This is a genomic window from Bradyrhizobium sp. (assembly GCF_035309285.1).
Taxonomy (GTDB): domain Bacteria; phylum Pseudomonadota; class Alphaproteobacteria; order Rhizobiales; family Xanthobacteraceae; genus Bradyrhizobium.
In genome coordinates this window covers 1-22,028 of the sequence record NZ_DATGFH010000156.1, presented here as the reverse complement: position 1 = coordinate 22,028, position 22,028 = coordinate 1, and the positions used below count along the sequence as shown (strand labels likewise).

Below are 22,028 nucleotides of genomic sequence, written 5' to 3'. Positions count from 1 at the left end.
CCCGTCGCCGGCGTTGCCAGGATCATCGAGTATGTGGCCGAGCCGGGCGCGGTGCTCTATTCAACGCTGACGCAGCCGGACGATTTCGAGCGGCAGGGCCTGTCCTGGTGGTATGTCGGCCCGCGAAGCGGCCACATCTCGATCTTCTCCAAGCAGGCGCTTGCGATGGCATGGTCCCGTCACGGCTACCGGACGGTGTCGTTCAATCCCGGCACGCATCTGGCGTTCCGTAAGCTGCCGCCGGAATGGGGACTCACAGCGCTGCAGGGCTGAGTGGTCGCGTTCGAGACGCAGACGCCCTTGTCGGAATGCGCGATCGCGTTCGTTCTGAAGAAGCTCTGAGATAGTCCGGCGTCTTGTCGGAAATCGGGTGGACCAACGCCGAGACGAGAACGACCTCGCGTGCTCGTGAGCACAAATCTTTCAGGCGCGTGACAGGCCTTGTCGGAAATCGGGTGGGATCGCCCGTCTTCACCTCACATGTTGCAGAGAACAACACGTGGGAGTCTTCCGATGTCCGTTTCCGAACTGCCTCATCTGCCGCCGACCTTCAACCGGCTGGCCTGGTCCAATCTTGCTGCGCAATCCGCCGAACAGATTGCGCTTGCCGCGGCGCCCATCGTTGCCGTGCTCATGCTCGGTGTCGCCGAGGGCGAAACCGGCCTGTTGCAGACCGCGCTGACGCTGCCCTTCATCCTGTTCGCAATTCCTGCCGGTCTTCTCACCGACCGCATCTCGCGGCGGAAATTGATGGCGGGCGCCGAAGCGCTGCGCGCGGCCTCGCTGGCAGCGATCCTCGTGCTGATTGCATTCGGCGGGCTGACCTTGCCCCTGCTCTGTCTGCTCGGCTTTATCGCCGTGTGCGGAACGGTGGCCTACAGCGTCGCAGCACCCGCACTGGTACCCTCGCTGGTGACACCTGAGCTACTCCCGGCCGCCAATGCCCGCATCGAGCTCGCCCGCACGGTTGCGTTCGCGAGCGGGCCTGCGCTCGGCGGCGTGCTGGTCGGCTGGGTGGGCGCAGCACCCGCATTCGGCTTTGCCGCGGCACTTTCGGTTGTCGCTGTCGTCCTGCTGTCGGGGCTCTATGAGCCGGCGCGCGAGGCTGCGCCACGCCGCCATCCGCTGCAGGACACCAAGGAAGGCGCTTCCTTCGTCTTGCATCACGCGCTGCTGCGGCCGGTGTTCATCACGCAGTTCATCTTCAACACCGGCTCGTTCCTGGTGCTCGCGGTGTTCGTCCCGTATGCCGTGCGCCGGTTTGGCGTCTCAGCGATCGGCGTCGGCACGACGCTTGCGATGTATGGTGTCGGCATGGTGGTCGGCGCGCTGCTCGCGACGCGAGTGTTGAAGCGGTTCGCCTTCGGCACCGTGATCGGCCTCGGCCCGGTCACCGGCTTCGTCGCCGCTGCGGTGATGGCGCTCACCACGGTTTTCCCGACGCCCCTGCTCGCCGGCCTGAGCTTCTTCCTGCTCGGTGTCGGCCCGATCCTGTGGGTGATCTCGACGACGACGCTGCGGCAATCGGTGACGCCGGCGCGCCTGCTCGGCCGGGTCTCGGCGATCAACATCCTGAGCTACGGCGCGCGCCCGCTCGGCTCGGCGCTGGGCGCTGTGGTCGGCGGCCTCTACGGGGCGGAAGCCTGCCTCTACCTCGCCGTCGCGATCTTCGGCGCGCAGGCGCTGGTGATCCTGCTCTCGCCCGCTGTCGCGCTGTCGCGGCAGCCGGAGATGGTTGCAGAGGCCTGCAGCGCCTAGACCGGGATCGGTCCGATGGATCGTGCCTGGAGAAAAGACTGAAGCGCGATGGTGAAAACCATCGCGCTCTTAGCGTGCCCGGGTCAGCTCTTCAAATAGCGCTCATAGCTTCCGGTCATCGCTTCATTGGCGGCGATATCGGGATCGAGCGTGTAGAGGTCCTGGGCGCGGCCTATGCCGCGCAGCGCGTAACGGCCGGTCGAGACCAGATAGCGCCGCCCGGCGGCATCGAGTCCCTTGGAGAACTCCGACGAGGCCAGGAATTCGCGGTCGATCGAGTTGCACATCGAGGCGATGCGGCTGACCTCGTTGACCGCCGGGCCCACCACGGTGAAATCGAGTCGATCCTCGCTGCCGATATTGCCATAAAAGACCTCCCCGACATGCAGGCCGACATAGGCCGTGGTCACCGGTCGGTCATCCTGCGTCCGGCGCTCATTGAGCGCCTTGATATTGAGGCGGAAGCTGTGCTCGGCCGAAAGCGCGGCACGACGCGCTACCGCCATGTCCTCGCCGGTGAAGATCGCGAGCACGCCATCGCCGATCAGCTTCAATACGTCACCGCCGGCTTCGTGGATCGCCTCGATCGAGGCGTCGGCATAGTCGTTAAGGAATGGGATAATTTCGTCGGGCCCGATGCTTTCGGAAATCCTCGTCGAGCCGCGCAGGTCGGAAAACCACAGCACCGCATTGATGCGCTCGGTGACGCCGCGGGTGATGCGCCCGCGGAGCACTTGCTCGGAGGCGTCGCGGCCGAGATAGACGCGTCCGAGCGTGCGCGCGATATCCATCTGCTGCGCGGACTTGATCGCAAGCCCAAGCACCGGCACCAGGTCGCGGAGCGCTTCCAGCTCACTTTCGCTGAAGGCCCGCTCGCGCCGCGTCGTGAAGTAGGAATAGAAACAGTCCATCTGGCCGAGCGTGCCGGCATCGCCGAAGCGATGGATGAAGGCCAGAAAATGCCGATGCCCCTTGTCGACGAGATCGCCGATCATGGAGAAATTGAGCGAGGCACTGTCGGCGAGGTCGAGCTGAAGCTCGTCGTGGCCGTTTTCCAGCATGTGATGGAAGGCGGAGCGCCGCCAGTTCTTGGCCGCATCGCCATCGGCGGATGACCTGTATTCGAACGTATCGCCCTCGTTGGTGGGCCTGTCATTCCAGCGGAATCCCCGCCCCTCATAGATCGGGTGCAGCGTGTCGATGAAAGCAAGGACGCGCGAGAGCGGAAGTCCGCTGGCACGGCAGCGCTCGGAAAAGCCCCGGATCAGATCGGGTTCGGGAAGACCGGTGAGGCCCTGGCCGACGAGCCAGTTCATCAGGTCGATGCGGGAGGAGAGTTCCATGCGGCCATTATGCCGTGCAATGCGGCAAAGCGAAAGCAGCGAGGCTCGCTGCTTGACGTTGAGAGTTTCGTGCGCGCAAATGCTGCAGAAATGCGACAAGCAAGCACAAGGGCGTCGCTGACATGAGCGGGCGCCGCCTCCCCGTCATCCTGGCACTCGGCACCGCGCAGACGCTGGCCTGGGCCTCGAGCGTCTATCTGCCGGCTATCCTGGCCGATCCGATCGCGCATGATCTCAAAATATCCGCGAACTGGATCTTTGGCGCCTACTCCGGCGCGCTTGTGATCGCGGGCCTGCTCGGGCCGCGTATCGGCCGCCAGATCGACCGCGTCGGCGGCCGACCGGTGTTGTCGCTCTCCAACCTGATGCTCGCCGGGGGTCTTGCGCTGCTCGGCTTTGCCAACTCGGTTTCCATGCTGATGATCGCGTGGCTCCTGCTCGGGATCGGCATGGGCTACGGCCTCTACGATGCGGCCTTCGGCGCGCTTGGCCGCGCCTATGGCGAGGCTGCGCGCGGGCCCATCACCGGCATCACGCTGATCGCAGGCTTTGCCTCGACCGTGGGCTGGCCGCTCACAGCCTACGGACTGGCGCATATCGGCTGGCGCGACACCTGCTTTGCCTGGGCGGCGGCGCATATCGTGATCGGCCTGCCGCTCAATCTTTTGATGCTACCGCCGGTGCAAACGACAAGCGCGGCGGCGGAGGCCATGGCCAAACCGCACATCCCGATCGATCGCACCATGGTGCTGCTGGCACTGGCCTTCGCGCTGGTCTGGATCGTGACGGGGGCGATGGCGGCGCAATTTCCCCGCATCCTGGAAGCGGCGGGCGCTTCGCATGTCGAGGCGATCGCGGCCGGCGCGCTGATCGGGCCTGCACAGGTGCTCGCCCGGATTTTCGAGGTCAGTTTCCTGAGCCGCTATCACCCGATCGTCTCGGCGCGCCTTGCCTTCGCGATGCATCCGCTCGGCGCGCTGATCGTGGCGCTGACGGGAGGCACAGCCGGTGCGACCGTGTTCGCGATCTTTCATGGCGCGGGCAATGGCGTGATCACGATCGCGCGCGGGACATTGCCGCTCGCGATCTTCGGCCCGAAGAATTACGGCTATCGGCTCGGCATCCTGGGCGCGCCGGCCCGCATGGCGCAGGCCCCGGCGCCCCTGATTTTCGGCTTTTTGATCGACTGGATGGGAGGCGGCGTCCTGATCGTCTCGTCCGCGCTCAGCCTGGTGGCGCTGGGGGCGCTGTTCCTGCTGAACGTACGATCTCGACTGTCCGAGAACTAGGCGGCCCTTCCCTTCGCCAACGATTTCGCGCACAACCATCCCATGAACGACAACAGCACCCAAGATCGCAGCCTCCGGGGCTTGTGGAAATGGGCGACCACGCCGCCACAGGCCTATGTGGTCTATGTGCTCGCGCTGATCCTGGTCTGGGGAATCTCGTTCCTTGCGGGCACGCTGAATCCGAAAAGAACCCCCGGCCCGCACCCGCCGCCTCTTTCGACACAGCAGCGTTAGCACTCGGGCTTACGGATTCCTGACCTCGGAGGTCGCGACCCAGATGCCCGCGAACACCGCGATCAGCCCGAGCACCAGATTGGGCGTGATCGGCTCGCCGACAAGCTGGGTCGCCAGCAACGCCGCCGCTATCGGGTTGGCGGTCATGGTGTTGGCCACGCGTGTGGGGCTCGCCCGCTCCAGCGCCAACACCCAGAAAATGAAAGCGGCCGCCCCGCCGCCGACGCCGAGATAGATGCCGGCGATCCATTGCGGTGTAGCGAAGCCCTTCAGCGACGCGATGCTGCCTGTGAGGGTGCCGATGACGATCAGCGCGGCAGCGCCCGCCCCCATGCCGACGGTCAGGAAGCCGAGCGCGCTGGAGCGCCGCATCAACGGGCGCGACAGTACGGTGTAGACGGCATTGCAGAGCACCGCGGCCAGCATGATCAGCTCGCCGCGCCAGGCGCCTTGCGGCGCGGCCGACAGCCCCGCCGCGAGCGCGGCAGCCACGCCAAGCACGGCAATCAGGACGCCGAGTGTTTTGCGCCACGTCAGCGTCTCGAAGCCGAGCAGCGCCGCCATCACCATGGTGGAGAGCGGCAACGTCGCCAGCGCAAGCGAGGCGCGGGCCGCGGTCGTGAACGAGATCGCGAGGTTGTAGAGGATGAAGAACAGCCCGAAGAAACAGACGCCGAGAAACGCGACCGCCGGCCAGTCACTGCGCGCCGGCCAGCGCACCTTTAGCAACAGCGCAGCCGGAAGCACGCAGGCAAAGCCGATGCCCCAGCGCAGGATCGCCAGCGAGATCGGATCGGCGCCGGTGACGAGATAGCGCGTGATCGCGGCAGCCGTGCCGCCGAGGCCGCTCGACAACAGCGCAATCGCGACACCGATCCACTCCTCCACGGGATTCCCTTGCTGCATGACGGCGATCATATCCGCGCCCGGGACAGAACCTGTCAGCAGCGACGCCGTCCAAACTGGCAGCAGACTGGCAGCAGCTTCGATCGATCGCGCATCAATGCGCCTACGGAGAATCGCCCCAGATGGTGGCCTCGGTCCAGCCGAGCTCTTCGAATTCACCCGCCCGCAGCGGCGCCTCGCCAACCGCGAAGAACTCGTCGAGCTGCGGCGGCTTGATGGTGGTACCGGCCAGCATGGCGTGCGCCTGGCCGCGGTGATGAATCTGGTGCTGGAACAGATGCATCAAGAGGCGGTCCCGCCGCTCCGTCTGGACCGCGGTGTCGCGATTGATCCGCACGATGGTGTCGAGGCGTTCCGGCGTAAGCGCCTCGCAATGGGCAATCAGCCGCCGGTCGATCGCCGCCTGCGCGGACTTCAGCTCGGCGAGGCGCGGATATGGAATCTGATTCGCCCACGCCTTCGGTCCGAGCCAGCCGCCCTCGAGCGCGTCAACGTAGAAGAGGTCGATGATGTAGATGTGGTTCAGCGTCGCCTGCAGGCTTGGAAAGAAGCCGGTACGCTCGGTTTCGAGTTCCGCCTGTTCGAGCCCGGCGCAGGCTGCAAGCAAGCGGTGATTGGCCCAGGCATTGTTGTAGGCGAAAGCGCGATAGGTCTGGACGAGATCGGCGGCCATGCGGGTCCTCACGGTGCGAGACCCTATGCTATCACATCCAAAGCCAAGGCGGCGGCGCTCAGCGAAGGTCATGATGACTTCGCACCAGCGGGCTGCTCTCTCGCCAGCAGGCATCAGCTTTGCAGCCATCGAACAGATCCTCTATGCTGCGTGGACATGAGCTTGGGAAGCGCAACATGACCAAGTATCGATATCTGCCGGTAAGGCGCTAGCCGCCAAACGGGATGCAAAGCGATCGCGACGGGATCACGAGGTCTCTGGACCCTGAAATGCAATAACGCGACCTGCCGCGTCAGCCGACATCCCGACATGGGAGCGAAGGTCGAGCAATTGCGCTGACGTCCGCATTTCGTCTCAGCTTGCCGATCGCAAAAGCCGAGGGGATTGCAATGGCTGTGCTTCGCAGCGCGACACCGGAGCGGTTGAGTACATTTTCCGACGGCGTATTCGCCGTGCTCATCACTGTGCTTGTGCTGGAATTGCGACCGCCGGAGATTCCCACCTTCAAGGCGCTGCTGCAGCTCTGGCCGACCTGGCTAAGCTACGCCGTAAGCTATTTGTTCATTGCGATCGTCTGGACCAATCATCATTATCTCTTGCGTTATGCCGACGAGGCGACCCCACGTCTGCTCTGGTTCAATTTCGCGCATCTGTTCTCAATGTCGCTTTTGCCGCTCTCCACCGCGTGGATGGCCGTCAGCCGGCTGGCCCCGCAACCGGTTGCCTTCTATGCGACGGTCTTCTTCCTGGTCAACGCGACCTATATCTGCCTGATCTGGGAGCTGATCGAGACGGACCCGACCGAAGAGGCGTCGCGCAAGGTGGCCCGGATCATGCGATACCGTTCGATGGCGACGCTGTTCCTGTTTGCGCTGGCGGCAATCGTGGCGCTGAAATATCCGGTGGCCGGGCTCGGGATCTGCATCTGTTGCCTGATCGTCTATCTGAGACCCGATCCGCCAGGAGTAGCGCAAGGAACAGAAACTGAGATTGCCACCAAGGAGTGATGCTGCGCGTGGCTCGCTATCGCGACGACTCACGCAGCGGCAGCGGATAGTCGACCGGCTGGTCTGCGAATTTGGGCGGCCGCGTGAGCAGCCGCTTCAGCAGCGCCACCATTCCACGGCGGTCGAAGTCGACGATCACCTCGTGGTGCTTCATGCCCTTGCCGCCTTTGACAAGGCCGAGATCGCGGACGACGCAGTAGTGACCATCGCTCATACGAGCCAGTCGGCAATTCCTGAACATCATTGGAGAATGCACGGGCCCGCGATTTCGTCAAATCTTGACTGCGAACGACTCGTGAACCTTTGAAGCCCCGATGAAACTTTAATGATGCGGACAGCGCTCGACTTCGACGGTGACGTGGCTCAGGCCCTTCAGTCCGTGCAGCCGTTCCTTGTAAGTCGCGGGCTCAAGCGGCGCGTCCGAGACGAGCGAGATCACCGCCGCGCAATGGCCGGGGCCGACCTGCCAGACATGCAAATCGGTGATGCGGTCTTCGCCGGCTTCCAGCCGCGCCCGAATGCCGCGTTCCAGTCTCTGGTCGGCGCTGACATCGAGCAGCACGCTCCCGGCATCCCGGATCAGTGTATAAGCCCAGCTCGCGATCACGACGCTGCCAATGAGGCCGACGGCTGCGTCCGCCCTCGCCCATCCCGTGTACATCCCGAGCGTCAGCGCTGCGATCGCCAGCACCGAGGTTGCGGCATCCGCCAGCACGTGCACATAAGCCGCGCGAAAATTGTTGTCGCGCTGATGGCGGTCGTGGCCATGATTGTGATCATGATGGTCATGGGGGTGGTCATGATCGTGATCATGATCATGCGCATGGCCATGATGATGGTGATCATGGTCGTCACGCAACAACCAGGCGCTGACGAGGTTGACGGCAAGCCCGAGACAGGCCACCGCAATCGCCTCTGCATAGGCGATCGACGCCGGCGAAACCAGCCTGAGCACGCTCTCATAGGCGATCTGGATCGCGATGATGCCGAGGATCAGCGCGCTGGAGAAGGCGGCAAGATCGCCGAATTTTCCGGTGCCGAAGGAAAAGCGCGCATTGCCGGTATGACGGCGCGCGAACATGTAGGCGGCGCCGGCAATGCCGAGCGCGGCGGCATGGGTGCCCATGTGCCAGCCGTCGGCGAGCAGCGCCATCGAGCCGAAGAACGAGCCGGCCGTGATTTCCGCGACCATCATGACCACCGTCAGCGCCACCACAAACCAGGTGCGGCGCTCATTTTGCGCATGCTTCTCGCCAAGGAAGACGTGATCATGCGTCCAGTTGTTCAGGGAATGGGAGTGCATCGGCCGGCCCTCTAAATGGGTCAGGATCTTCCCGACGATATAACGCGCCTGGAAACGAATACTATCACATCGCGCGGCGGTCTCAGAGCCCGACCGCAACCAGTTCCTCCGGGATTGGGCCGCCGCCAACCGGAAATACGATGAGCTGCTTGCCGCCGGCCATGTAGGTCATCGGCGCGCCGGTCGCGTTCGACGGCAACTCGATTTCTGCCAGCTTTTCGCCGGTCGTCTTGTCGTACACCCACAAATGAGGATCGAGATTGTGGAGATCATAGATCGGCCGGTTCTTGCTGGGCTCGAAGTGCGGCGCGCTCAGATATCCTTGCGGCCGATTTTATTCCACCGGCTTGCCGAACTTGTTCGACTTCGGCAGGCCATGCGCGAGGCGGCCGGCATCGGCGCGATTGCCGCGCCAGTCCGCCAGGTCTTTCATGGACATGCTCTGGTCGCGGCCGGCGCCGTCCTTCCAGGCGAGCCCCACCTTGGAATCGAAGGTGGTGACGTCGGACAGCTCAGCCTTCAAGTATTTCTGCAACCTCACGCCGCGCCCGCGCGCCATCTCCGGCACCTGGTCGATGCCGAACACCACCATCTTGTGGTTGGTGCCGATCGCCGCAACCATGTCGCCTGCGACCACCGCGATCGCCCTCGCCTCCGCCGGCGTCTTCACATTCATCACCTGCTTGCCCTTGCGGGTGTTGCCGACGCAATCGTCCTCGGTGACGACAAAACCCTGGCCATCGGTGCTCGCGATCAGGAATTTGCGGCCGCCCTTGTTGACGAACAGCGAGACGATCGCCGCGTCCTGGTCGAGGTCGACAAACATGCGGATCGGCTCGCCATGGCCGCGCCCGCCCGGCAGCTTCGCGACATCGAGCGAATAGAATTTGCCGTTGGTGGCGAACAGCAGCAGCTTCGAGGTGCTCTCGGCGAAGAAGGCCTGATCGAGCTTGTCGTCGGTCTTGAAGGCAAGGCCGGAGAGATCGGCCATCTGGCCCTTCATCGTGCGCACCCAGCCCTTTTCGGAGACCACGACGGTCACCGGCTCGCGCTCGACAAAGGCTTCCTCGATCGCGGCAAGGTCGTGCTCGGGCGCATCGGCAAAGGTGGTGCGCCGCTTGCCGAGCGACGTCTTCGGTCCGAACATGTCGCGGACCTTCTTCACCTGCTCGCCGACTTTGGCCCACTGCTCGGTTTCCGACCCGAGCAGGCCCTTGATGCCCTTCAATTCGGCGCGGAGGTTCTTGTCCTCCGTCTTGATCTCCATCTCCTCGAGCTTGCGCAAATTGCGCAGGCGCATGTTGAGGATGGAATCGGCCTGGATGTCCGTGAGCTTGAAGGTCTTGATCAGGACCGGCTTCGGCTCGTCCTCGGTGCGGATGATCCTGATCACCTTGTCGATGTTCAGATAGGCGATCAGATAGCCGCCCAGCACTTCCAGCCGATGTTCGATCTGGGTCTTGCGGTAGTTGGTGCGACGGATCAGCACATCGCGCAGATGGTCGAGCCATTCGCGCAAGCACTCGGCGAGGCCAACCACCTTGGGTACCTTGCCCTTGATCAGCACGTTGAGGTTCAACGGCACGCGGCTTTCCAGCTCGGTCAGCCGGAACAGCGATTCCATCATCAATTCGGGATCGACGGTGCGCGACTTCGGCTCGATCACGAGGCGAACATCTTCCGCCGATTCATCGCGGACGTCGCCAACGAGTGGGAGCTTCTTCTCGTTAAGCAATTCGGCGATCTTCTCGACCAGCCGCGATTTCTGCACCAGCCACGGGATTTCGGTGATGACGACCACCCAGGTGCCGCGCGCGCCTTCTTCCTGCGTCCATCGCGCGCGGGTGCGGAACGCGCCGCGGCCGGTGACATAGGCCTCCGCAATGGCTTCCTTGGAATCGACGATAATGCCGCCGGTCGGGAAGTCCGGGCCCTTGACCCATTTCAGCAGCGATTTCGACTTGGCTTCGGGCTTGTCGATCAGGTGCAGCGCGGCGTCGCACAGTTCGGCGGCGTTGTGCGGCGGGATCGAAGTCGCCATGCCGACGGCGATACCCTGCGCGCCGTTGGCGAGCAGGTTCGGGAAGCCGCCCGGGAGAACCGCGGGTTCCTTGCCGCTGTTGTCGTAGGTGGGCTTGAGCTCGACCGCGTCCTCGTCGATGCCCTCCAGCATCAAGCGCGCGACATCGGTCAGCCGCGCCTCGGTGTAACGCATCGCGGCAGGGTTATCGCCGTCGATATTGCCGAAATTGCCCTGGCCCTCGACCAGCGGATAACGCGAGTTGAAATCCTGCGCCAGACGCACCATGGCGTCATAGATCGCCTGGTCGCCATGCGGATGGTACGAGCCCATCACTTCGCCGACGATCTTGGCCGATTTCTTCGGAATGGTGCCGGGATTGAGGTTGAGCAGGCGCATGCCATAGAGGATGCGCCGGTGCACCGGCTTCAGGCCGTCGCGTGCGTCAGGCAGTGCGCGATGCATGATGGTCGAGAGCGCGTACTGGAGATAACGCTCCTCCAGCGCCTCGCGCAGCGGAACCTCGTGAATCTCGGGCGGTTCAGGCGGAATCAGTGGTTTTCCCATGGGACCGGGTTAACCCCTCCATGCGAATCGGACAAGCCGCGAATCAGGGCCGTTCACCGCGAGAAATGCAGTGCCATTGCAATATATCTGACGTGATCGACATGGGCGGCTTCAGACCGCGGCCTTGCTCGGCCGGCCCTCGATCCCGCTAGCGCTCGATGAAGTGATCGGACAGAGGAGCAGCGCGGCTATGGGCTAGCCGTTTCGCCTTTCCACAACCAGCCTGAAATCAGTAGCCAGTCCGCCATAGTAGCCAGCGAGCACCTCGTACATGGCCCGCTGGGAGCCGTTGGTCGCCTGCTGTGCCGCCTCTTTGCATTTGGCCGCCTTGGCCTCGTATTTCTCCACCTTGGTCCGGAGATCCGTGTCCATGGCGTTGTCCCCTACGCAAAACTACACTCAAGAGGGAGCCTGACACGTCCGCCCGCTCGAAAAGATGGCGCGTGTGGGGAGATTTTGTAGCGTCGCGCGCGGGCCAGCGACTGGCGCCGCGGTCACGGTGCCGATCTCGGTTCTGCAGCGAGCGGACGAAATGCCGGTGGTTGCTACTCGGAGAACCAGCGCGTTTGCGTTGTTTGCGCTGACTCATCCCTCAGGCAGCGCCGCGCCGCCTCGATCTGCGCGTCGGTGGCGCCATGGCTGCGCGCCCACATCTCGGCGGTCGATGCCGAATATTTCGCCACATAGTAGCGAACAACGTTGCACGACATCCGATGCACAATGCCGTGCCGACTGCTCGCCAGAGCGTTCGACGCGGGAGATGAAAGAGCAAGACCCAACGCCGCGACGCCAACCACACGCATCACCATAGTGCCCCCCGTAATGACAATCACGTGAGCACAGAATCAGACTCGACTCACTTCGGCAAATTAATTCGTCTGGATGACGGAAAGAGCTGTCGGCAACTATGCAGCGCGGACACACATGGTTCCATTGCTGCGGAACTCTTGTCTACAATGATGCGATCAGGACGAGATGGCACCCAGCTTCGCGCGCTTCTTGATCACCGCATTGATAAAGCCTTCGCGCGCGTCGGAATGGCCTTGGCCACGCGGCTCCAGCACGTGGCGCAGCAGGAACAACCCGGTGAGCTGGAAACCGTCCTGCAAATCCTGGTCCGACCAATCGTTGGCGCCCTCTTCGCCTTGACGCAGGAATGGCGGCAAACGCAGCAGGCGGTCGCGCCACGGCTCCCCGGCCGTGCGCGATACCGCGCCGCCGGATTTCGGCGAGACATAGACGAGGTCGGTGGTCTCGCCGGTCGCCGCGCAATTGTGCAGATCGAGCCCGAAGCCCAATTCGCTCAGCATCGCGAGCTCAAAGCGCACCAGGTGCACCGCAGCGCCGCCCGCATCGTCAAAGTCGTCGAGTGTGCGCTCCAGCATCTCGTAGATGTCCTCGTGCGGATCGCGCTCGGGCAACAGCCGCGCCAGAGCCGCCAGATGCGTCACGCCATAGACCGCGTGCGGCGACGCCAAGAGGCCGGCTGCGCGCAGCCGCGTGCCGCCCTCGATCGCATAGGTGCCGAGATGCTCGTCCAGGCGCGCACGCCACACCGCGCGCACGCCGTTGCCGGGCTGCAGCAACGGGCGCATCCGCGAGGAGACACCGCCGCGCACAAGCCCGAGGTGCCGGCCATGCCCGCGCGTGAGAAGCTCCGCAATGGCGGAGGTTTCGCCATGCCGCCGCACGCCCAAAACGATGCCGTCGTCGGTCCATTCCATGGATGCAGATTACAGCATGTAGGGCAGATTAGCGCAGCGTAATCCGCCAATTCACCGCAAGTTGCGGCGGGTTACGCTGACGCTAACCTGCCCTACGCCGTCGCGTCACGCGTTGAACCAACCCTGCGCGTCGCCAGTGTAGGAGTAGTAGAGGCCGGCTGCGGTCAGCGCGCAGGACACGATCTCGATCAGGCTGTCGAGCTCAAGGCCGCTGTCGCCGATCACTATGATCAGCGAGAGCACCGAGAGCGCCAGCGCGGCCGCCAGCACCCAGCGCGGCCAGTTCTTGCGCTGCCGCGCGGCGAGCCACACGAAATAGAGCAGAAGCAGGATCTCGCCGCCCGCCAGAATGGTGTTGGCCGTGATCACCTGCTCGCTCATGTCGGCGGTCGGCGTGCGGTCCTGCACCGCGACCGACAGCGAGTCCAGCATCAGGGACGCGTAGAGCAGCACTTCGAACAGAAACACGTTTCTGGGCAGGTTCATGGCATGTTTTATGTCTTATTCCTTGGGGAACTCCAGACCCATCTGACGGTAGCGGTCGGGATCGTCGCCCCAATTCTCGCGCACTTTCACGAACAGGAACAGATGCACGGGAACGCCCAGAATGTCAGCGATCTCTTTTCGCGAATCCGCGCCGATCGCCTTGATCGTGGCGCCGCCCTTGCCGAGCACGATCTTACGCTGGCTTTCGCGCTCGACAAAGATGGTCTGCTCGATGCGGACCGAATTGTCCTTGCGCTCGGTCCAGCTATCGGTCTCGACTGTGGATTGATACGGCAATTCCTGGTGCAGTTTCTGATAGATCTTTTCCCGGGTGATTTCGGCCGCAAGCTGACGCATCGGCGCGTCTGACATCTGGTCTTCGGGATAGAGGAACGGTCCCGCTGGCACCATCTCGCCGAGCGCGGCGCGAAGGTCTTCGACGCCGTCGCCGGACAGCGCCGAGACCATGAAGGTTTTCGCGAAAGGAAGACGGTCGTTCGCTGCCTTCGCCAGCGCCAGCAGCTTTTCGCGCGGCACGAGATCGATCTTGTTCAGCACCAGGATCTTCTCGTGATCCACGCCGGCGAGCCGGGTCAGGATGCTGTCCGCCTCCTCGTCCAACCCGGCCTTGGCGTCGAGCAGCACGCAGACGAGGTCGGCATCATGAGCGCCACTCCAGGCGGTCGAGACCATGGCGCGGTCGAGCCGGCGCTTGGGCTGGAAGATGCCGGGCGTGTCGACCAGGATGATTTGCGCGTTGTGATCGATGACGATGCCGCGGATCAGCGCCCGGGTGGTCTGCACCTTGCGCGAGACGATCGTGACCTTGGAGCCGACCAGCGCATTGACGAGGGTGGACTTGCCGACATTGGGCGCGCCGATCAATGCGACAAAGCCGCAGCGCGTTGCAGCCCTCGCCTCAGCCGTCATTGCTGCCGCCGGCGACGCCTTCGCGCTCGATCATCACGCTCGCCGCAACCTTCTCCGCCGCACGCTTGCTGCCGCCGACGCCTTCGGCAGGCGCCAGCCCCGGCAAATCGACCGCGACGCGGAATTGCGGATCGTGATGCGGTCCGGTGCGCTCGACCTCGCGATAGACCGGCGTCGGCAGGCCCTTGCCCTGCGCCCATTCCTGCAACACCGTCTTGGGATCGCGCAGCGGCTGCCGCGGCTTCTTCATCCGTTCGGTCCAGTTGCGCTCGACAAACTCTTTCGCCGCCGCATAACCGCCGTCAAGGAACACCGCGCCGATCACGGCCTCGCAGATGTCGCCCAGCACGGATTTGCGCAGCCGCGCGCCTGCGCCTGCTCCGACGGCGCCGAGCTTGATGTCGTCGGCGAGCCCGAGCGATTTCGCGACATCGGCGCAGCTCTCCTTGCGCACGAGATCGGCGAGCCGTTTGGACAGCTCCCCCTCATCGGCGTTGGGAAAGCTGCGATAGAGCATGTCGGAGACGATCAGCCCGAGCACGTGATCGCCCAGGAATTCCAGGCGCTGATAGCTCTCGCCGCGTTTGCGCGAGGGTTTGAGCGCGGACACATGCGTCATCGCCGTCACCAGGAGGCCCGCGTCGGCGAATTTGTGCCCGATACGCGTCTCGATCGCCGACGTCGCGGCGCCGGCTGTCGCCTTGGCGCGCTTCTTCCGCGCCTTCTTGCGCACAGGCGCGGGCCCTTCCGCGCCCGCCTCGGCGGCGACGGTGACGGTCCGGATGTCGGCGGTATCGTCGTTCATCGCACGAGTTTGAACAAACGGTTCCAGCGTATCGTCCACGGCCAGCGCCAGACCGCCCAGACGTGCTCGCCTTCGGCAACGGAGAAGAAGATGATCTGGGCACGGCCGATGATATTCTGCAGCGGCACATAGCCGACCGCCGATTGCACGCGGCTGTCGGTGGAGTTGTCGCGGTTGTCGCCCATCATGAAGAAATGGCCGGGCGGCACGACATATTCGATGGTGTTGTCGTAGAAGCCGTTGTCGACGCAGTCGAGCGTCTCATAGCTGACGCCGTTTGGCAGCGTCTCCTTCCAGCGCTTCACCCGCGCTGTCGCCTCCGACCCGCAAGGATCCTCGCCGATGTAGTCGCTCAGCCGCTCGCGCTCGATCGGCTTGCCGTTGATGTAGAGCAGCCCGTCCTTCATCTGGATGTGGTCGCCGGGCAACCCGATCACGCGCTTGATGTAGTCGGTCGAGACATCCTTGGGCAGGCGGAATACGACGACATCGCCGCGGTTCGGCTCGGAGCCGAAGATGCGGCCCGAGAATAACCCCGGCAGCGGCGGCGTCAGCGGGATCGAGTACGGGCTGTAGCCGTAGGAATATTTCGAGACGAAGAGATAATCGCCGACGAGCAGCGTCGCCTTCATCGAGCCCGAGGGGATGTTGAAGGGCTGGAACAGGAAGGTCCGGATCACCAGCGCGATCAAGAGAGCGTGGATGACGACGCGATAGCCCTCCGAGGAGGTGTTGATCTTTTCCCGGGATGTCACGCTCATTGCTTTCTCAATTTCAGGCCTCTGCGATCCTGCCGCAAAACAATCTTCCGCACGCGGGCAGCACTCGGCCTCGCCGCGGTCCCCGTGAATCGGTTCTGATTATTCTGATAGTGAAAGCCAATTCCGGCGCAAACCAGAATTCGCTCGTGCTGGATCAAACTTGCAAGCGCTTTTAGACGTTTGTTCTCGGCAGCGCAACAAACTGCCGCATGAAAACTTCTCAACTAATTGATATATCTTAAGTTTTTTGTTTTAGGCCAGATCGAACGCGACGTCGGTCAGGATTGCGCCGGAGCGACGGCGGAAATGATTACAAAGGCCTGCGCCAACGGCCAGTCATCGGTGATGGTGAGGTCGATCCGCGCCTCCAGTCCCTCCGGTGTCAGCGCCTTGAGCCGGGCGAGCGCTCCACCTGTCAGCAACATGCTCGGGCGTCCTCCGGGCAAGTTGACCACCCCCATGTCGCGCCACCAGACGCCGCGCCGGATTCCGGTGCCAAGCGCCTTCGAACAGGCCTCCTTGGCGGCGAAGCGCTTGGCATAGGTCGCAACCACCATCTTCTCGTTCTTGGCGCGGCGCTCGGCCTTGGCACGCTCGGTCTCGGTGAAGATACGGTCGAGGAAGCGCTCGCCGTGGCGCTCGATCACCTTGGCGACGCGGCGAATGTCGATCAGGTCGCTGCCGATGCCGATGATCATGCGATGACCCGCGCCCTGCCCCGATCCATCGCCGCCCGCATGGTGCGGACGGTTTCGGCAAGACCTACGAAGATCGCTTCGCCAATCATGTAATAGCCGATGTTGAGCTCGACGATCTCGGGTAGCCCCGCGATCGTCTCGGCGGTCGCGTAATCGAGGCCATGGCCCGCATGGACCTCAAGGCCCGCAGAGCGCGCCAATTTGGCCCCGGCCACGATGCGCTGCCATTCGGCTGCCGCCTTGTCCCTGTGGCCGTCGACCACGGCGTCGCACCAGGCGCCGGTGTGGATCTCGATCACGGGAGCGCGCAACCGCGCCGCCATCTCAATCTGCTTCTCATCGGCGGCGATGAACAACGACACCCGGATTCCGGCGTCGTTCAATTTGGCAATGAACGGCGCCAGCGCATTGTGCTGGCCGACCACATCGAGCCCGCCTTCGGTCGTCAGCTCGGCGCGCCGCTCCGGCACTAGGCACACCGCATGCGGCTTGGTCGCAAGAGAAATCCGCAGCATGTCGGCGGTCGCCGCCATCTCGAAATTCAGCGGTTTGGAAATTTCGGCCTTCAGCCGCGCCATGTCCTCGTCGCGGATATGACGACGGTCCTCGCGCAAATGCGCGGTGATGCCGTCGGCGCCGGCCTCTATCGCTGTGAGCGCGGCGCGCACCGGATCGGGCGTCGGCCCGCTGCGGGCATTGCGCAGGGTCGCGACATGGTCGACGTTAACGCCGAGGCGCAGCGGGGGAGGTTTTGACATCGAAAACTCGCGGGAATTCAGGACGGGCAGACGTTACCCATTGACACGTTCGACCTTCGCGACGACGGCCTTGGCGCGCAACTGGGCGATAATAGCGCTGAGGTGTTTCAGGTCATAGACCTCAAGGTCGATGGTGAGTTCGGTGAAATCGGGCGAGCGGCGCGACATGCTGATATTGTCGATATTGCCGTCGTGCTCGGCGATCACGGTCGCGACCTGGGCGAGGCTGCCGGGTTCGTTGACGTTGTCGACCAGGATGCGCGCCGGGAAGCGCTGCGGCGTTGTCTCGTCCACGTCCCAGCGCACGTCGACCCAGCGCTCCGGCTCCTCCTCGAAATCCTTCAGCGCCGGCGACTGGATCGGGTAGATCGTGATCCCCTCGCCCGGCGTAACGATGCCGACGATCCGGTCACCGGGCACCGCGCCGCCATTCGGCGCGAATTTCACCGGAAGGTCGGGATTGATGCCGCGAATCGGGATGGCGTGCGGGCTGCTCGCGGGATCGGGCGGCGGCGATTTGAGCTTCAGCTTGACCGCCAGGCTCTTCTTGGCGCCGGCATAGCGCGCCGCGCGCTCCTCCTTGTAGTCGGGATACATCGCGCGCGCGACGTCGGAGGCCTTCATCTCGCCACGGCCAACGGCGGCCATGACGTCATCGATCGAGCCCCGCGCGAGCCGCGGCAACGCGCCCTTGAGCTTGTCGTCGGCATAGTCGATCTTGGCGCGCTCGAACAGGCGCTCGACGATGCGGCGGCCGAGGCCGGCATATTGGTCGCGCACGGCGGTGCGGGTGGCGCGCCGGATCGCCGCCCGCGCCTTGCCGGTGACCGCAAGCGATTCCCAGGCCGACGGCGGCGCGGATTGAGCCTCGGAGGTCAAGACCTCGACCTCGTCGCCGTTCTGCAACTCAGAGGATAGCGGCGCGAACTTGCCGTTGATCTTGCAGCCGACCGCGCTGTTGCCGACGTCGGTGTGCACCGCATAGGCGAAGTCGATCACGTTGGCGTGGCGCGGCAGCGCGATCAACTTTCCCTTCGGGGTGAAGCAGAACACCTGGTCGTGGAACAGCTCGAGCTTGGTGTGCTCCAGAAACTCTTCCGGATTGGCGCTCTCGGAGAGGATGCCGACGGTACGGCGGAGCCAGGCAAAGGCGTTGGACTCGCGATTCAGGATGTCGGTCGGCGAGCCCAAATTGTCCTTGTAGAAGGCGTGCGCCGCGATGCCGAACTCGGCGATCTGGTGCATCTCCTCGGTGCGGATCTGCAGCTCGACGCGCTGCTGGCCGGGTCCGATCACCGTGGTGTGGATCGAGCGGTAGTCGTTCTGCTTCGGCGTCGAGATGTAGTCCTTGAAGCGGCCCGGCACCACCGGCCAGGTCGTATGCACGATACCGAGCGCACGGTAGCAAGATTCGAGGTCGGCAACGATCAGGCGGAATGCGAAGATATCCGACAATTGCTCGAAGCCGATCGATTTGCGCTCCATCTTGGTCCAGATCGAAAATGGTCGCTTGCGCCGGCCGTAGACCCCTGCGGTCAGCCCGTTGTTGCGCAGGTTCTTCGAGAGCTGACTTTCGATCTCGCTGATCAGATTGCGGTTGCGCTCGGCGAGCGCATCGAGCCGCTGCTTGACCACGCCATAGGCTTCGGGATCGAGGGTGCGGAAGGACAGGTCCTCCAGCTCCTCGCGCATCTCCTGCATACCCATGCGGCCGGCCAGCGGCGCATAGATGTCGAGCGTCTCTTCGGCGATGCGCTGCCGCGAGGCCTCGGGCACGAACTCGAGGGTCCGCATGTTATGCAACCGATCCGCGAGCTTGACGAGAAGCACACGCACGTCGTCGGAGACGGCGAGCAGCAGTTTTCTCAGGTTCTCGGCCTGCTTGGCCTCGCGCGACACGAGCTCCAGCCGTTTCAGCTTGGTCAGGCCCTCGACCAGCGCGCCGATCTCGGGTCCGAAAACCTGATCGATTTCGGCCCTGGTCGCCTCGGTATCCTCGATGGTGTCGTGCAGCAGGGCTGCGACGATGGTGGCGTCGTCGAGCTTGAGGTCGGTCAGGATCGCGGCGACCTCGAGCGGATGCGAGAAATAGGGATCGCCGGAGGCCCGCGTCTGCGACCCGTGCGCCTTCATGGCATAGACGTAGGCGCGGTTGAGCAGGTCCTCGTTGGTATCGGGGTTATAGGAGCGGACGCGTTCGACGAGGTCATATTGTCGCATCATCCGCGAGCGGGGCGACTTCGCCGACTTGTTTGGAGCGGAATTGGCCGGCGCAGACCCGGCCACGGCGACCGGTTCGGCCGCGGCCTGCATCTGGGGTGGGCTCCGGCGTCGAACCGCCATCGAATCACAACCTTCCGCCTCAGGGACCTCGCTCGGGAGACTTGAGTGTAGCGCCAATCCGGCGGTCCTCCGACAAATTCGAAGGCAGCTTTGGCCGCGAACGTCCGGACCAAGTCACCGCGAATGCGAGAAGCGTCAGGTAACCACAAAAATGGCTTTGAAAGCAAAGGCCCGGACGATTGTCCGGGCCTTTGGTAAATTAAATCGCGCCTAAGGCTATTCGTCCTCTTCGGGCTGCTCTTCCGGCGGCGCCAGGCCCTCGAGACCTTTCAGGAGTTCCTCTTCGGTCATACGCTCCACGGCAATCTCGGTGTCGTCGGCATCGACGCTGGCGCCGGCCGAGCCGATCAAAGGCACGGTATCGGGCTCAGGCTCGTCAACCTCGACGAACTTCTGGAGGGAATGGACCAGTTCCTCTCGCAAATCTTCGGGAGAAATCGTGGATTCGGCAATCTCACGCAGCGAAACCACCGGATTTTTGTCGTTATCCCGATCAATCGTAAGTTGAGAACCGGAGGAGATCATCCGGGCGCGGTGCGCCGCCAAAAGGACCAGATCGAACCGGTTGTCGACCTTGTCAATGCAATCTTCCACGGTGACGCGTGCCATCGACTGTCACTCCGAATGTAGGGCTGGAAATGATGATTATGGGCGCTAGTTATAGGGGTATAGAGGTTTGCGCAAGGCTAAATTTGTGATTTGGCGTGAGGAGGTGCCTCTGCTAACCCGCGACCATGGGACACAATTGGATGGGGTTCGGGAGGCCACGAGGCTGCTCGACAACAAAACGCTTCATTGCGTTGTAAGAAAATACCTTTTTTGCCCCTATCTCTTCAAATTTGCGGTACCGTCTGTCCGGGACCAATCCGCTTCAGCACTTTGGCAGTGATTTGAAATGCGCGAGCCACTGCCGCCGCGCCAAGAAAAGCAGATGCCAACATAACGCGAGCAACGAATGTCATCTTCCACCACCAACAAAATTGCGCTCTTCATCGATGGTGCGAATCTCTACGCGACCGCCAAGACGCTGGGCTTCGACATCGACTACAAGCGCCTGCTTAAGGAATTCCAGAGCCGCGGAACGCTGCTCCGTGCGTTCTACTACACGGCGATTATCGAAGATCAGGAGTATTCCTCGATCCGTCCCCTGATCGACTGGCTCGATTACAACGGTTACACCGTGGTCACCAAGGCGACGAAAGAGTTCATCGACGCCTCCGGCCGCCGCAAGGTGAAGGGCAATATGGACATCGAGCTTGCGGTCGACGCGATGGAGCTCGCCGAGCATGTCGACCAGATGGTGCTGTTCTCCGGCGACGGCGATTTTCGCTCGCTGGTAGAAGCCGTGCAGCGTCGCGGCGTGCGCGTCACCGTGATCTCGACGATCTCGAGCCAGCCGCCGATGATCGCCGACGAGCTCAGGCGCCAGGCCGACGTGTTCACCGATCTCGTCGAGCTGCAATCCAAGCTCGGGCGCGATCCGTCCGAACGTCCGGCCCCGCGTGAGCCACGCGAGCGTCATCATGCGCCGCAATTCCTGCAGCGCGCGACCACGATGGCACCACGGGGCGCAGACGACGATTTCGACGATTAGCAACGAGCCGGCGCCAGTCAAATCCGGCGCCGCCCTGTCCGCCACCGAGCCCGATCGCGATTGCCCGCTCTGTCCGCGGCTTGCGGAATTTCGCACGCAGGCGCGCAGGAAGGAACCTGAATGGTTCAACGCGCCCGTCCCGTCCTTTGGCGACGCCGACGCCAGACTGCTGATCGTCGGGCTCGCCCCGGGGTTGCAGGGCGCCAACCGGACTGGGCGTCCCTTCACCGGCGATTATGCCGGCGAGCTGCTCTACGGCACGCTGCTCGACTATGGCTTTGCCAGTGGCCATTACGAGGCGCGGCCCGATGACGGCTTGAAACTGGTCGACTGCCGGATCAGCAACGCCGTGCGCTGCGTGCCGCCACAGAACAAGCCGCTGCCCACCGAGATCGGCACATGCCGCACGTTCCTGGCCGCGACCATCACGGCGATGCCACGCCTGCGCGCGATCGTGGCGCTCGGCCGCATCGCGCATGAGACGCTCTTGAAGACGCTGAAGCTGCGCAGCACGGCAGCGCCATTCGCGCATGGCGCCGTGCATCAGGCAGGACAGCTAAAACTCTACGACAGCTATCACTGCTCGCGCTACAACACCAACACCGGCGTGCTGACGCCGGAGATGTTTCGCGCCGTGTTCGCGAAGGTGAAGGCGGATTTGGATTAGCTCGAGCTTTGTAGAGTAGCCGTAGGGTGGGTTAGTCCTACTGAGTCATTCGGTCGCGTCCACGGGTGCCAAGGAATCAAGTAATTGAAGAGATTCATAATTTGGCAGGCGGAGGGCCGGATGGATCTCAGGGAAGGTGGGGATAGCGAAAGGCGGTTTGAG

Annotated in this window: 25 protein-coding genes; 7 read left to right on the top strand and 18 right to left on the bottom strand. The window is 63.4% G+C overall.

Annotated features, from left to right (window positions below; all coding sequences use genetic code 11):
• Positions 1–273 (top strand): methyltransferase domain-containing protein (locus VKR55_RS27860; protein WP_324408487.1); only part of this gene is annotated, 273 nt, incomplete at its 5' end.
• A 240-nt stretch (positions 274–513) separates the two neighbouring features.
• Positions 514–1,758 carry an MFS transporter gene (locus VKR55_RS27855; protein WP_324408486.1) on the top strand — a complete coding sequence of 415 codons (1,245 nt, stop codon included), beginning with the start codon at positions 514–516 and terminating at the stop codon, positions 1,756–1,758.
• An 83-nt stretch (positions 1,759–1,841) separates the two neighbouring features.
• On the opposite strand, the gene VKR55_RS27850 is transcribed toward VKR55_RS27855, so the two are convergent.
• The gene (locus VKR55_RS27850; protein WP_324408483.1) at positions 1,842–3,101 is read right to left on the bottom strand and encodes an adenylate/guanylate cyclase domain-containing protein; all 1,260 of its coding nucleotides are present in this window, start codon (positions 3,099–3,101) and stop codon (positions 1,842–1,844) included.
• A gap of 122 nt (positions 3,102–3,223) precedes the next feature.
• Between VKR55_RS27850 and VKR55_RS27845 the strand changes: the two genes are divergently transcribed.
• Together VKR55_RS27845 and VKR55_RS27840 are read left to right on the top strand one after the other, a co-directional pair.
• On the top strand, positions 3,224–4,390 hold the full coding sequence (locus tag VKR55_RS27845; RefSeq protein WP_324408482.1) for an MFS transporter: 1,167 nt from the start codon (positions 3,224–3,226) through the stop codon (positions 4,388–4,390).
• A 42-nt stretch (positions 4,391–4,432) separates the two neighbouring features.
• A complete protein-coding gene (locus VKR55_RS27840) occupies positions 4,433–4,624 on the top strand; it encodes a hypothetical protein (RefSeq protein ID WP_324408481.1) in 192 nt (63 codons plus the stop codon).
• Between the two features lie 9 nt (positions 4,625–4,633).
• Here VKR55_RS27840 and VKR55_RS27835 read toward each other — a convergent pair whose 3' ends face one another.
• Together VKR55_RS27835 and VKR55_RS27830 are read right to left on the bottom strand one after the other, a co-directional pair.
• On the bottom strand, positions 4,634–5,530 hold the full coding sequence (locus VKR55_RS27835) for a DMT family transporter (RefSeq protein WP_414642474.1): 897 nt from the start codon (positions 5,528–5,530) through the stop codon (positions 4,634–4,636).
• Between the two features lie 103 nt (positions 5,531–5,633).
• Complete coding sequence (locus VKR55_RS27830) at positions 5,634–6,203, bottom strand: DinB family protein (protein WP_324408479.1); 570 nt, start codon at positions 6,201–6,203, stop codon at positions 5,634–5,636.
• Between the two features lie 389 nt (positions 6,204–6,592).
• On the opposite strand from VKR55_RS27830, the gene VKR55_RS27825 reads away from it, so the two are divergent.
• The gene (locus VKR55_RS27825) at positions 6,593–7,210 is read left to right on the top strand and encodes a TMEM175 family protein (RefSeq protein ID WP_324408477.1); all 618 of its coding nucleotides are present in this window, start codon (positions 6,593–6,595) and stop codon (positions 7,208–7,210) included.
• A 16-nt stretch (positions 7,211–7,226) separates the two neighbouring features.
• On the opposite strand, the gene VKR55_RS27820 is transcribed toward VKR55_RS27825, so the two are convergent.
• The 15 genes from VKR55_RS27820 to rpoZ all read right to left on the bottom strand — a co-directional run bounded on the left by VKR55_RS27820 (position 7,227) and on the right by rpoZ (position 20,214).
• Complete coding sequence (locus VKR55_RS27820) at positions 7,227–7,424, bottom strand: hypothetical protein (RefSeq protein WP_324408476.1); 198 nt, start codon at positions 7,422–7,424, stop codon at positions 7,227–7,229.
• Positions 7,425–7,532: 108 nt separating this feature from the next.
• Positions 7,533–8,513 carry a CDF family Co(II)/Ni(II) efflux transporter DmeF gene (gene dmeF / locus VKR55_RS27815; RefSeq protein ID WP_324408474.1) on the bottom strand — a complete coding sequence of 327 codons (981 nt, stop codon included), beginning with the start codon at positions 8,511–8,513 and terminating at the stop codon, positions 7,533–7,535.
• An 82-nt stretch (positions 8,514–8,595) separates the two neighbouring features.
• Positions 8,596–8,760: a hypothetical protein gene (locus VKR55_RS27810; RefSeq protein WP_475387349.1), complete on the bottom strand. Its 165-nt coding sequence runs from the start codon at positions 8,758–8,760 to the stop codon at positions 8,596–8,598.
• A gap of 87 nt (positions 8,761–8,847) precedes the next feature.
• The gene (gene parC, locus VKR55_RS27805; RefSeq protein ID WP_324408472.1) at positions 8,848–11,100 is read right to left on the bottom strand and encodes a DNA topoisomerase IV subunit A; all 2,253 of its coding nucleotides are present in this window, start codon (positions 11,098–11,100) and stop codon (positions 8,848–8,850) included.
• Between the two features lie 195 nt (positions 11,101–11,295).
• Positions 11,296–11,472, bottom strand: coding sequence for a hypothetical protein (locus VKR55_RS27800; protein ID WP_324408471.1), 177 nt, complete (start codon positions 11,470–11,472; stop codon positions 11,296–11,298).
• Between the two features lie 173 nt (positions 11,473–11,645).
• Complete coding sequence (locus VKR55_RS27795; protein ID WP_414642475.1) at positions 11,646–11,903, bottom strand: hypothetical protein; 258 nt, start codon at positions 11,901–11,903, stop codon at positions 11,646–11,648.
• Positions 11,904–12,065: 162 nt separating this feature from the next.
• Complete coding sequence (gene recO / locus VKR55_RS27790) at positions 12,066–12,824, bottom strand: DNA repair protein RecO (protein WP_324408469.1); 759 nt, start codon at positions 12,822–12,824, stop codon at positions 12,066–12,068.
• 105 nt (positions 12,825–12,929) lie between these two features.
• A complete protein-coding gene (locus tag VKR55_RS27785) occupies positions 12,930–13,310 on the bottom strand; it encodes a hypothetical protein (RefSeq protein WP_324408467.1) in 381 nt (126 codons plus the stop codon).
• A 15-nt stretch (positions 13,311–13,325) separates the two neighbouring features.
• Positions 13,326–14,240, bottom strand: coding sequence for a GTPase Era (gene era, locus VKR55_RS27780; RefSeq protein WP_324408465.1), 915 nt, complete (start codon positions 14,238–14,240; stop codon positions 13,326–13,328).
• Positions 14,230–15,045 (bottom strand): ribonuclease III, encoded by an 816-nt coding sequence (rnc, locus tag VKR55_RS27775; protein WP_324408463.1) that lies wholly within the window; start codon positions 15,043–15,045, stop codon positions 14,230–14,232. Before rnc ends, era begins: the two co-directional genes overlap by 11 nt.
• Positions 15,042–15,806 carry a signal peptidase I gene (gene lepB, locus VKR55_RS27770; RefSeq protein WP_324408462.1) on the bottom strand — a complete coding sequence of 255 codons (765 nt, stop codon included), beginning with the start codon at positions 15,804–15,806 and terminating at the stop codon, positions 15,042–15,044. The genes rnc and lepB overlap by 4 nt, the downstream gene beginning before the upstream one ends.
• A 278-nt stretch (positions 15,807–16,084) precedes the next feature.
• A complete protein-coding gene (gene acpS / locus VKR55_RS27765) occupies positions 16,085–16,504 on the bottom strand; it encodes a holo-ACP synthase (RefSeq protein WP_324408460.1) in 420 nt (139 codons plus the stop codon).
• Positions 16,501–17,262 carry a pyridoxine 5'-phosphate synthase gene (locus VKR55_RS27760; RefSeq protein ID WP_324408459.1) on the bottom strand — a complete coding sequence of 254 codons (762 nt, stop codon included), beginning with the start codon at positions 17,260–17,262 and terminating at the stop codon, positions 16,501–16,503. Before VKR55_RS27760 ends, acpS begins: the two co-directional genes overlap by 4 nt.
• 33 nt (positions 17,263–17,295) lie before the next feature.
• Complete coding sequence (locus VKR55_RS27755) at positions 17,296–19,605, bottom strand: RelA/SpoT family protein (RefSeq protein WP_324408458.1); 2,310 nt, start codon at positions 19,603–19,605, stop codon at positions 17,296–17,298.
• Positions 19,606–19,821: 216 nt separating this feature from the next.
• A complete protein-coding gene (gene rpoZ, locus VKR55_RS27750) occupies positions 19,822–20,214 on the bottom strand; it encodes a DNA-directed RNA polymerase subunit omega (RefSeq protein ID WP_324408456.1) in 393 nt (130 codons plus the stop codon).
• Positions 20,215–20,560: 346 nt separating this feature from the next.
• Between rpoZ and VKR55_RS27745 the strand changes: the two genes are divergently transcribed.
• Together VKR55_RS27745 and VKR55_RS27740 are read left to right on the top strand one after the other, a co-directional pair.
• Complete coding sequence (locus VKR55_RS27745; protein WP_324408454.1) at positions 20,561–21,199, top strand: LabA-like NYN domain-containing protein; 639 nt, start codon at positions 20,561–20,563, stop codon at positions 21,197–21,199.
• On the top strand, positions 21,129–21,866 hold the full coding sequence (locus VKR55_RS27740; RefSeq protein WP_324408452.1) for a uracil-DNA glycosylase: 738 nt from the start codon (positions 21,129–21,131) through the stop codon (positions 21,864–21,866). The genes VKR55_RS27745 and VKR55_RS27740 overlap by 71 nt, the downstream gene beginning before the upstream one ends.
• Positions 21,867–22,028: the final 162 nt, after the last annotated feature.

What these genes read in the sequence shown, in the direction of transcription:
- VKR55_RS27855 (WP_324408486.1), top strand. Translation starts at nt 514, where the DNA reads ATGTCCGTTTCCGAACTGCCTCATCTGCCGCCGACCTTCAACCGGCTG.
- VKR55_RS27850 (WP_324408483.1), bottom strand. Translation starts at nt 3,101, where the DNA reads ATGGAACTCTCCTCCCGCATCGACCTGATGAACTGGCTCGTCGGCCAG.
- VKR55_RS27845 (WP_324408482.1), top strand. Translation starts at nt 3,224, where the DNA reads ATGAGCGGGCGCCGCCTCCCCGTCATCCTGGCACTCGGCACCGCGCAG.
- VKR55_RS27840 (WP_324408481.1), top strand. Translation starts at nt 4,433, where the DNA reads ATGAACGACAACAGCACCCAAGATCGCAGCCTCCGGGGCTTGTGGAAA.
- VKR55_RS27835 (WP_414642474.1), bottom strand. Translation starts at nt 5,530, where the DNA reads ATGCAGCAAGGGAATCCCGTGGAGGAGTGGATCGGTGTCGCGATTGCG.
- VKR55_RS27830 (WP_324408479.1), bottom strand. Translation starts at nt 6,203, where the DNA reads ATGGCCGCCGATCTCGTCCAGACCTATCGCGCTTTCGCCTACAACAAT.
- VKR55_RS27825 (WP_324408477.1), top strand. Translation starts at nt 6,593, where the DNA reads ATGGCTGTGCTTCGCAGCGCGACACCGGAGCGGTTGAGTACATTTTCC.
- VKR55_RS27820 (WP_324408476.1), bottom strand. Translation starts at nt 7,424, where the DNA reads ATGAGCGATGGTCACTACTGCGTCGTCCGCGATCTCGGCCTTGTCAAA.
- dmeF (WP_324408474.1), bottom strand. Translation starts at nt 8,513, where the DNA reads ATGCACTCCCATTCCCTGAACAACTGGACGCATGATCACGTCTTCCTT.
- parC (WP_324408472.1), bottom strand. Translation starts at nt 11,100, where the DNA reads ATGGGAAAACCACTGATTCCGCCTGAACCGCCCGAGATTCACGAGGTT.
- VKR55_RS27800 (WP_324408471.1), bottom strand. Translation starts at nt 11,472, where the DNA reads ATGGACACGGATCTCCGGACCAAGGTGGAGAAATACGAGGCCAAGGCG.
- VKR55_RS27795 (WP_414642475.1), bottom strand. Translation starts at nt 11,903, where the DNA reads ATGCGTGTGGTTGGCGTCGCGGCGTTGGGTCTTGCTCTTTCATCTCCC.
- recO (WP_324408469.1), bottom strand. Translation starts at nt 12,824, where the DNA reads ATGGAATGGACCGACGACGGCATCGTTTTGGGCGTGCGGCGGCATGGC.
- VKR55_RS27785 (WP_324408467.1), bottom strand. Translation starts at nt 13,310, where the DNA reads ATGAACCTGCCCAGAAACGTGTTTCTGTTCGAAGTGCTGCTCTACGCG.
- era (WP_324408465.1), bottom strand. Translation starts at nt 14,240, where the DNA reads ATGACGGCTGAGGCGAGGGCTGCAACGCGCTGCGGCTTTGTCGCATTG.
- rnc (WP_324408463.1), bottom strand. Translation starts at nt 15,045, where the DNA reads ATGAACGACGATACCGCCGACATCCGGACCGTCACCGTCGCCGCCGAG.
- lepB (WP_324408462.1), bottom strand. Translation starts at nt 15,806, where the DNA reads ATGAGCGTGACATCCCGGGAAAAGATCAACACCTCCTCGGAGGGCTAT.
- acpS (WP_324408460.1), bottom strand. Translation starts at nt 16,504, where the DNA reads ATGATCATCGGCATCGGCAGCGACCTGATCGACATTCGCCGCGTCGCC.
- VKR55_RS27760 (WP_324408459.1), bottom strand. Translation starts at nt 17,262, where the DNA reads ATGTCAAAACCTCCCCCGCTGCGCCTCGGCGTTAACGTCGACCATGTC.
- VKR55_RS27755 (WP_324408458.1), bottom strand. Translation starts at nt 19,605, where the DNA reads ATGGCGGTTCGACGCCGGAGCCCACCCCAGATGCAGGCCGCGGCCGAA.
- rpoZ (WP_324408456.1), bottom strand. Translation starts at nt 20,214, where the DNA reads ATGGCACGCGTCACCGTGGAAGATTGCATTGACAAGGTCGACAACCGG.
- VKR55_RS27745 (WP_324408454.1), top strand. Translation starts at nt 20,561, where the DNA reads ATGTCATCTTCCACCACCAACAAAATTGCGCTCTTCATCGATGGTGCG.
- VKR55_RS27740 (WP_324408452.1), top strand. Translation starts at nt 21,129, where the DNA reads ATGCGCCGCAATTCCTGCAGCGCGCGACCACGATGGCACCACGGGGCG.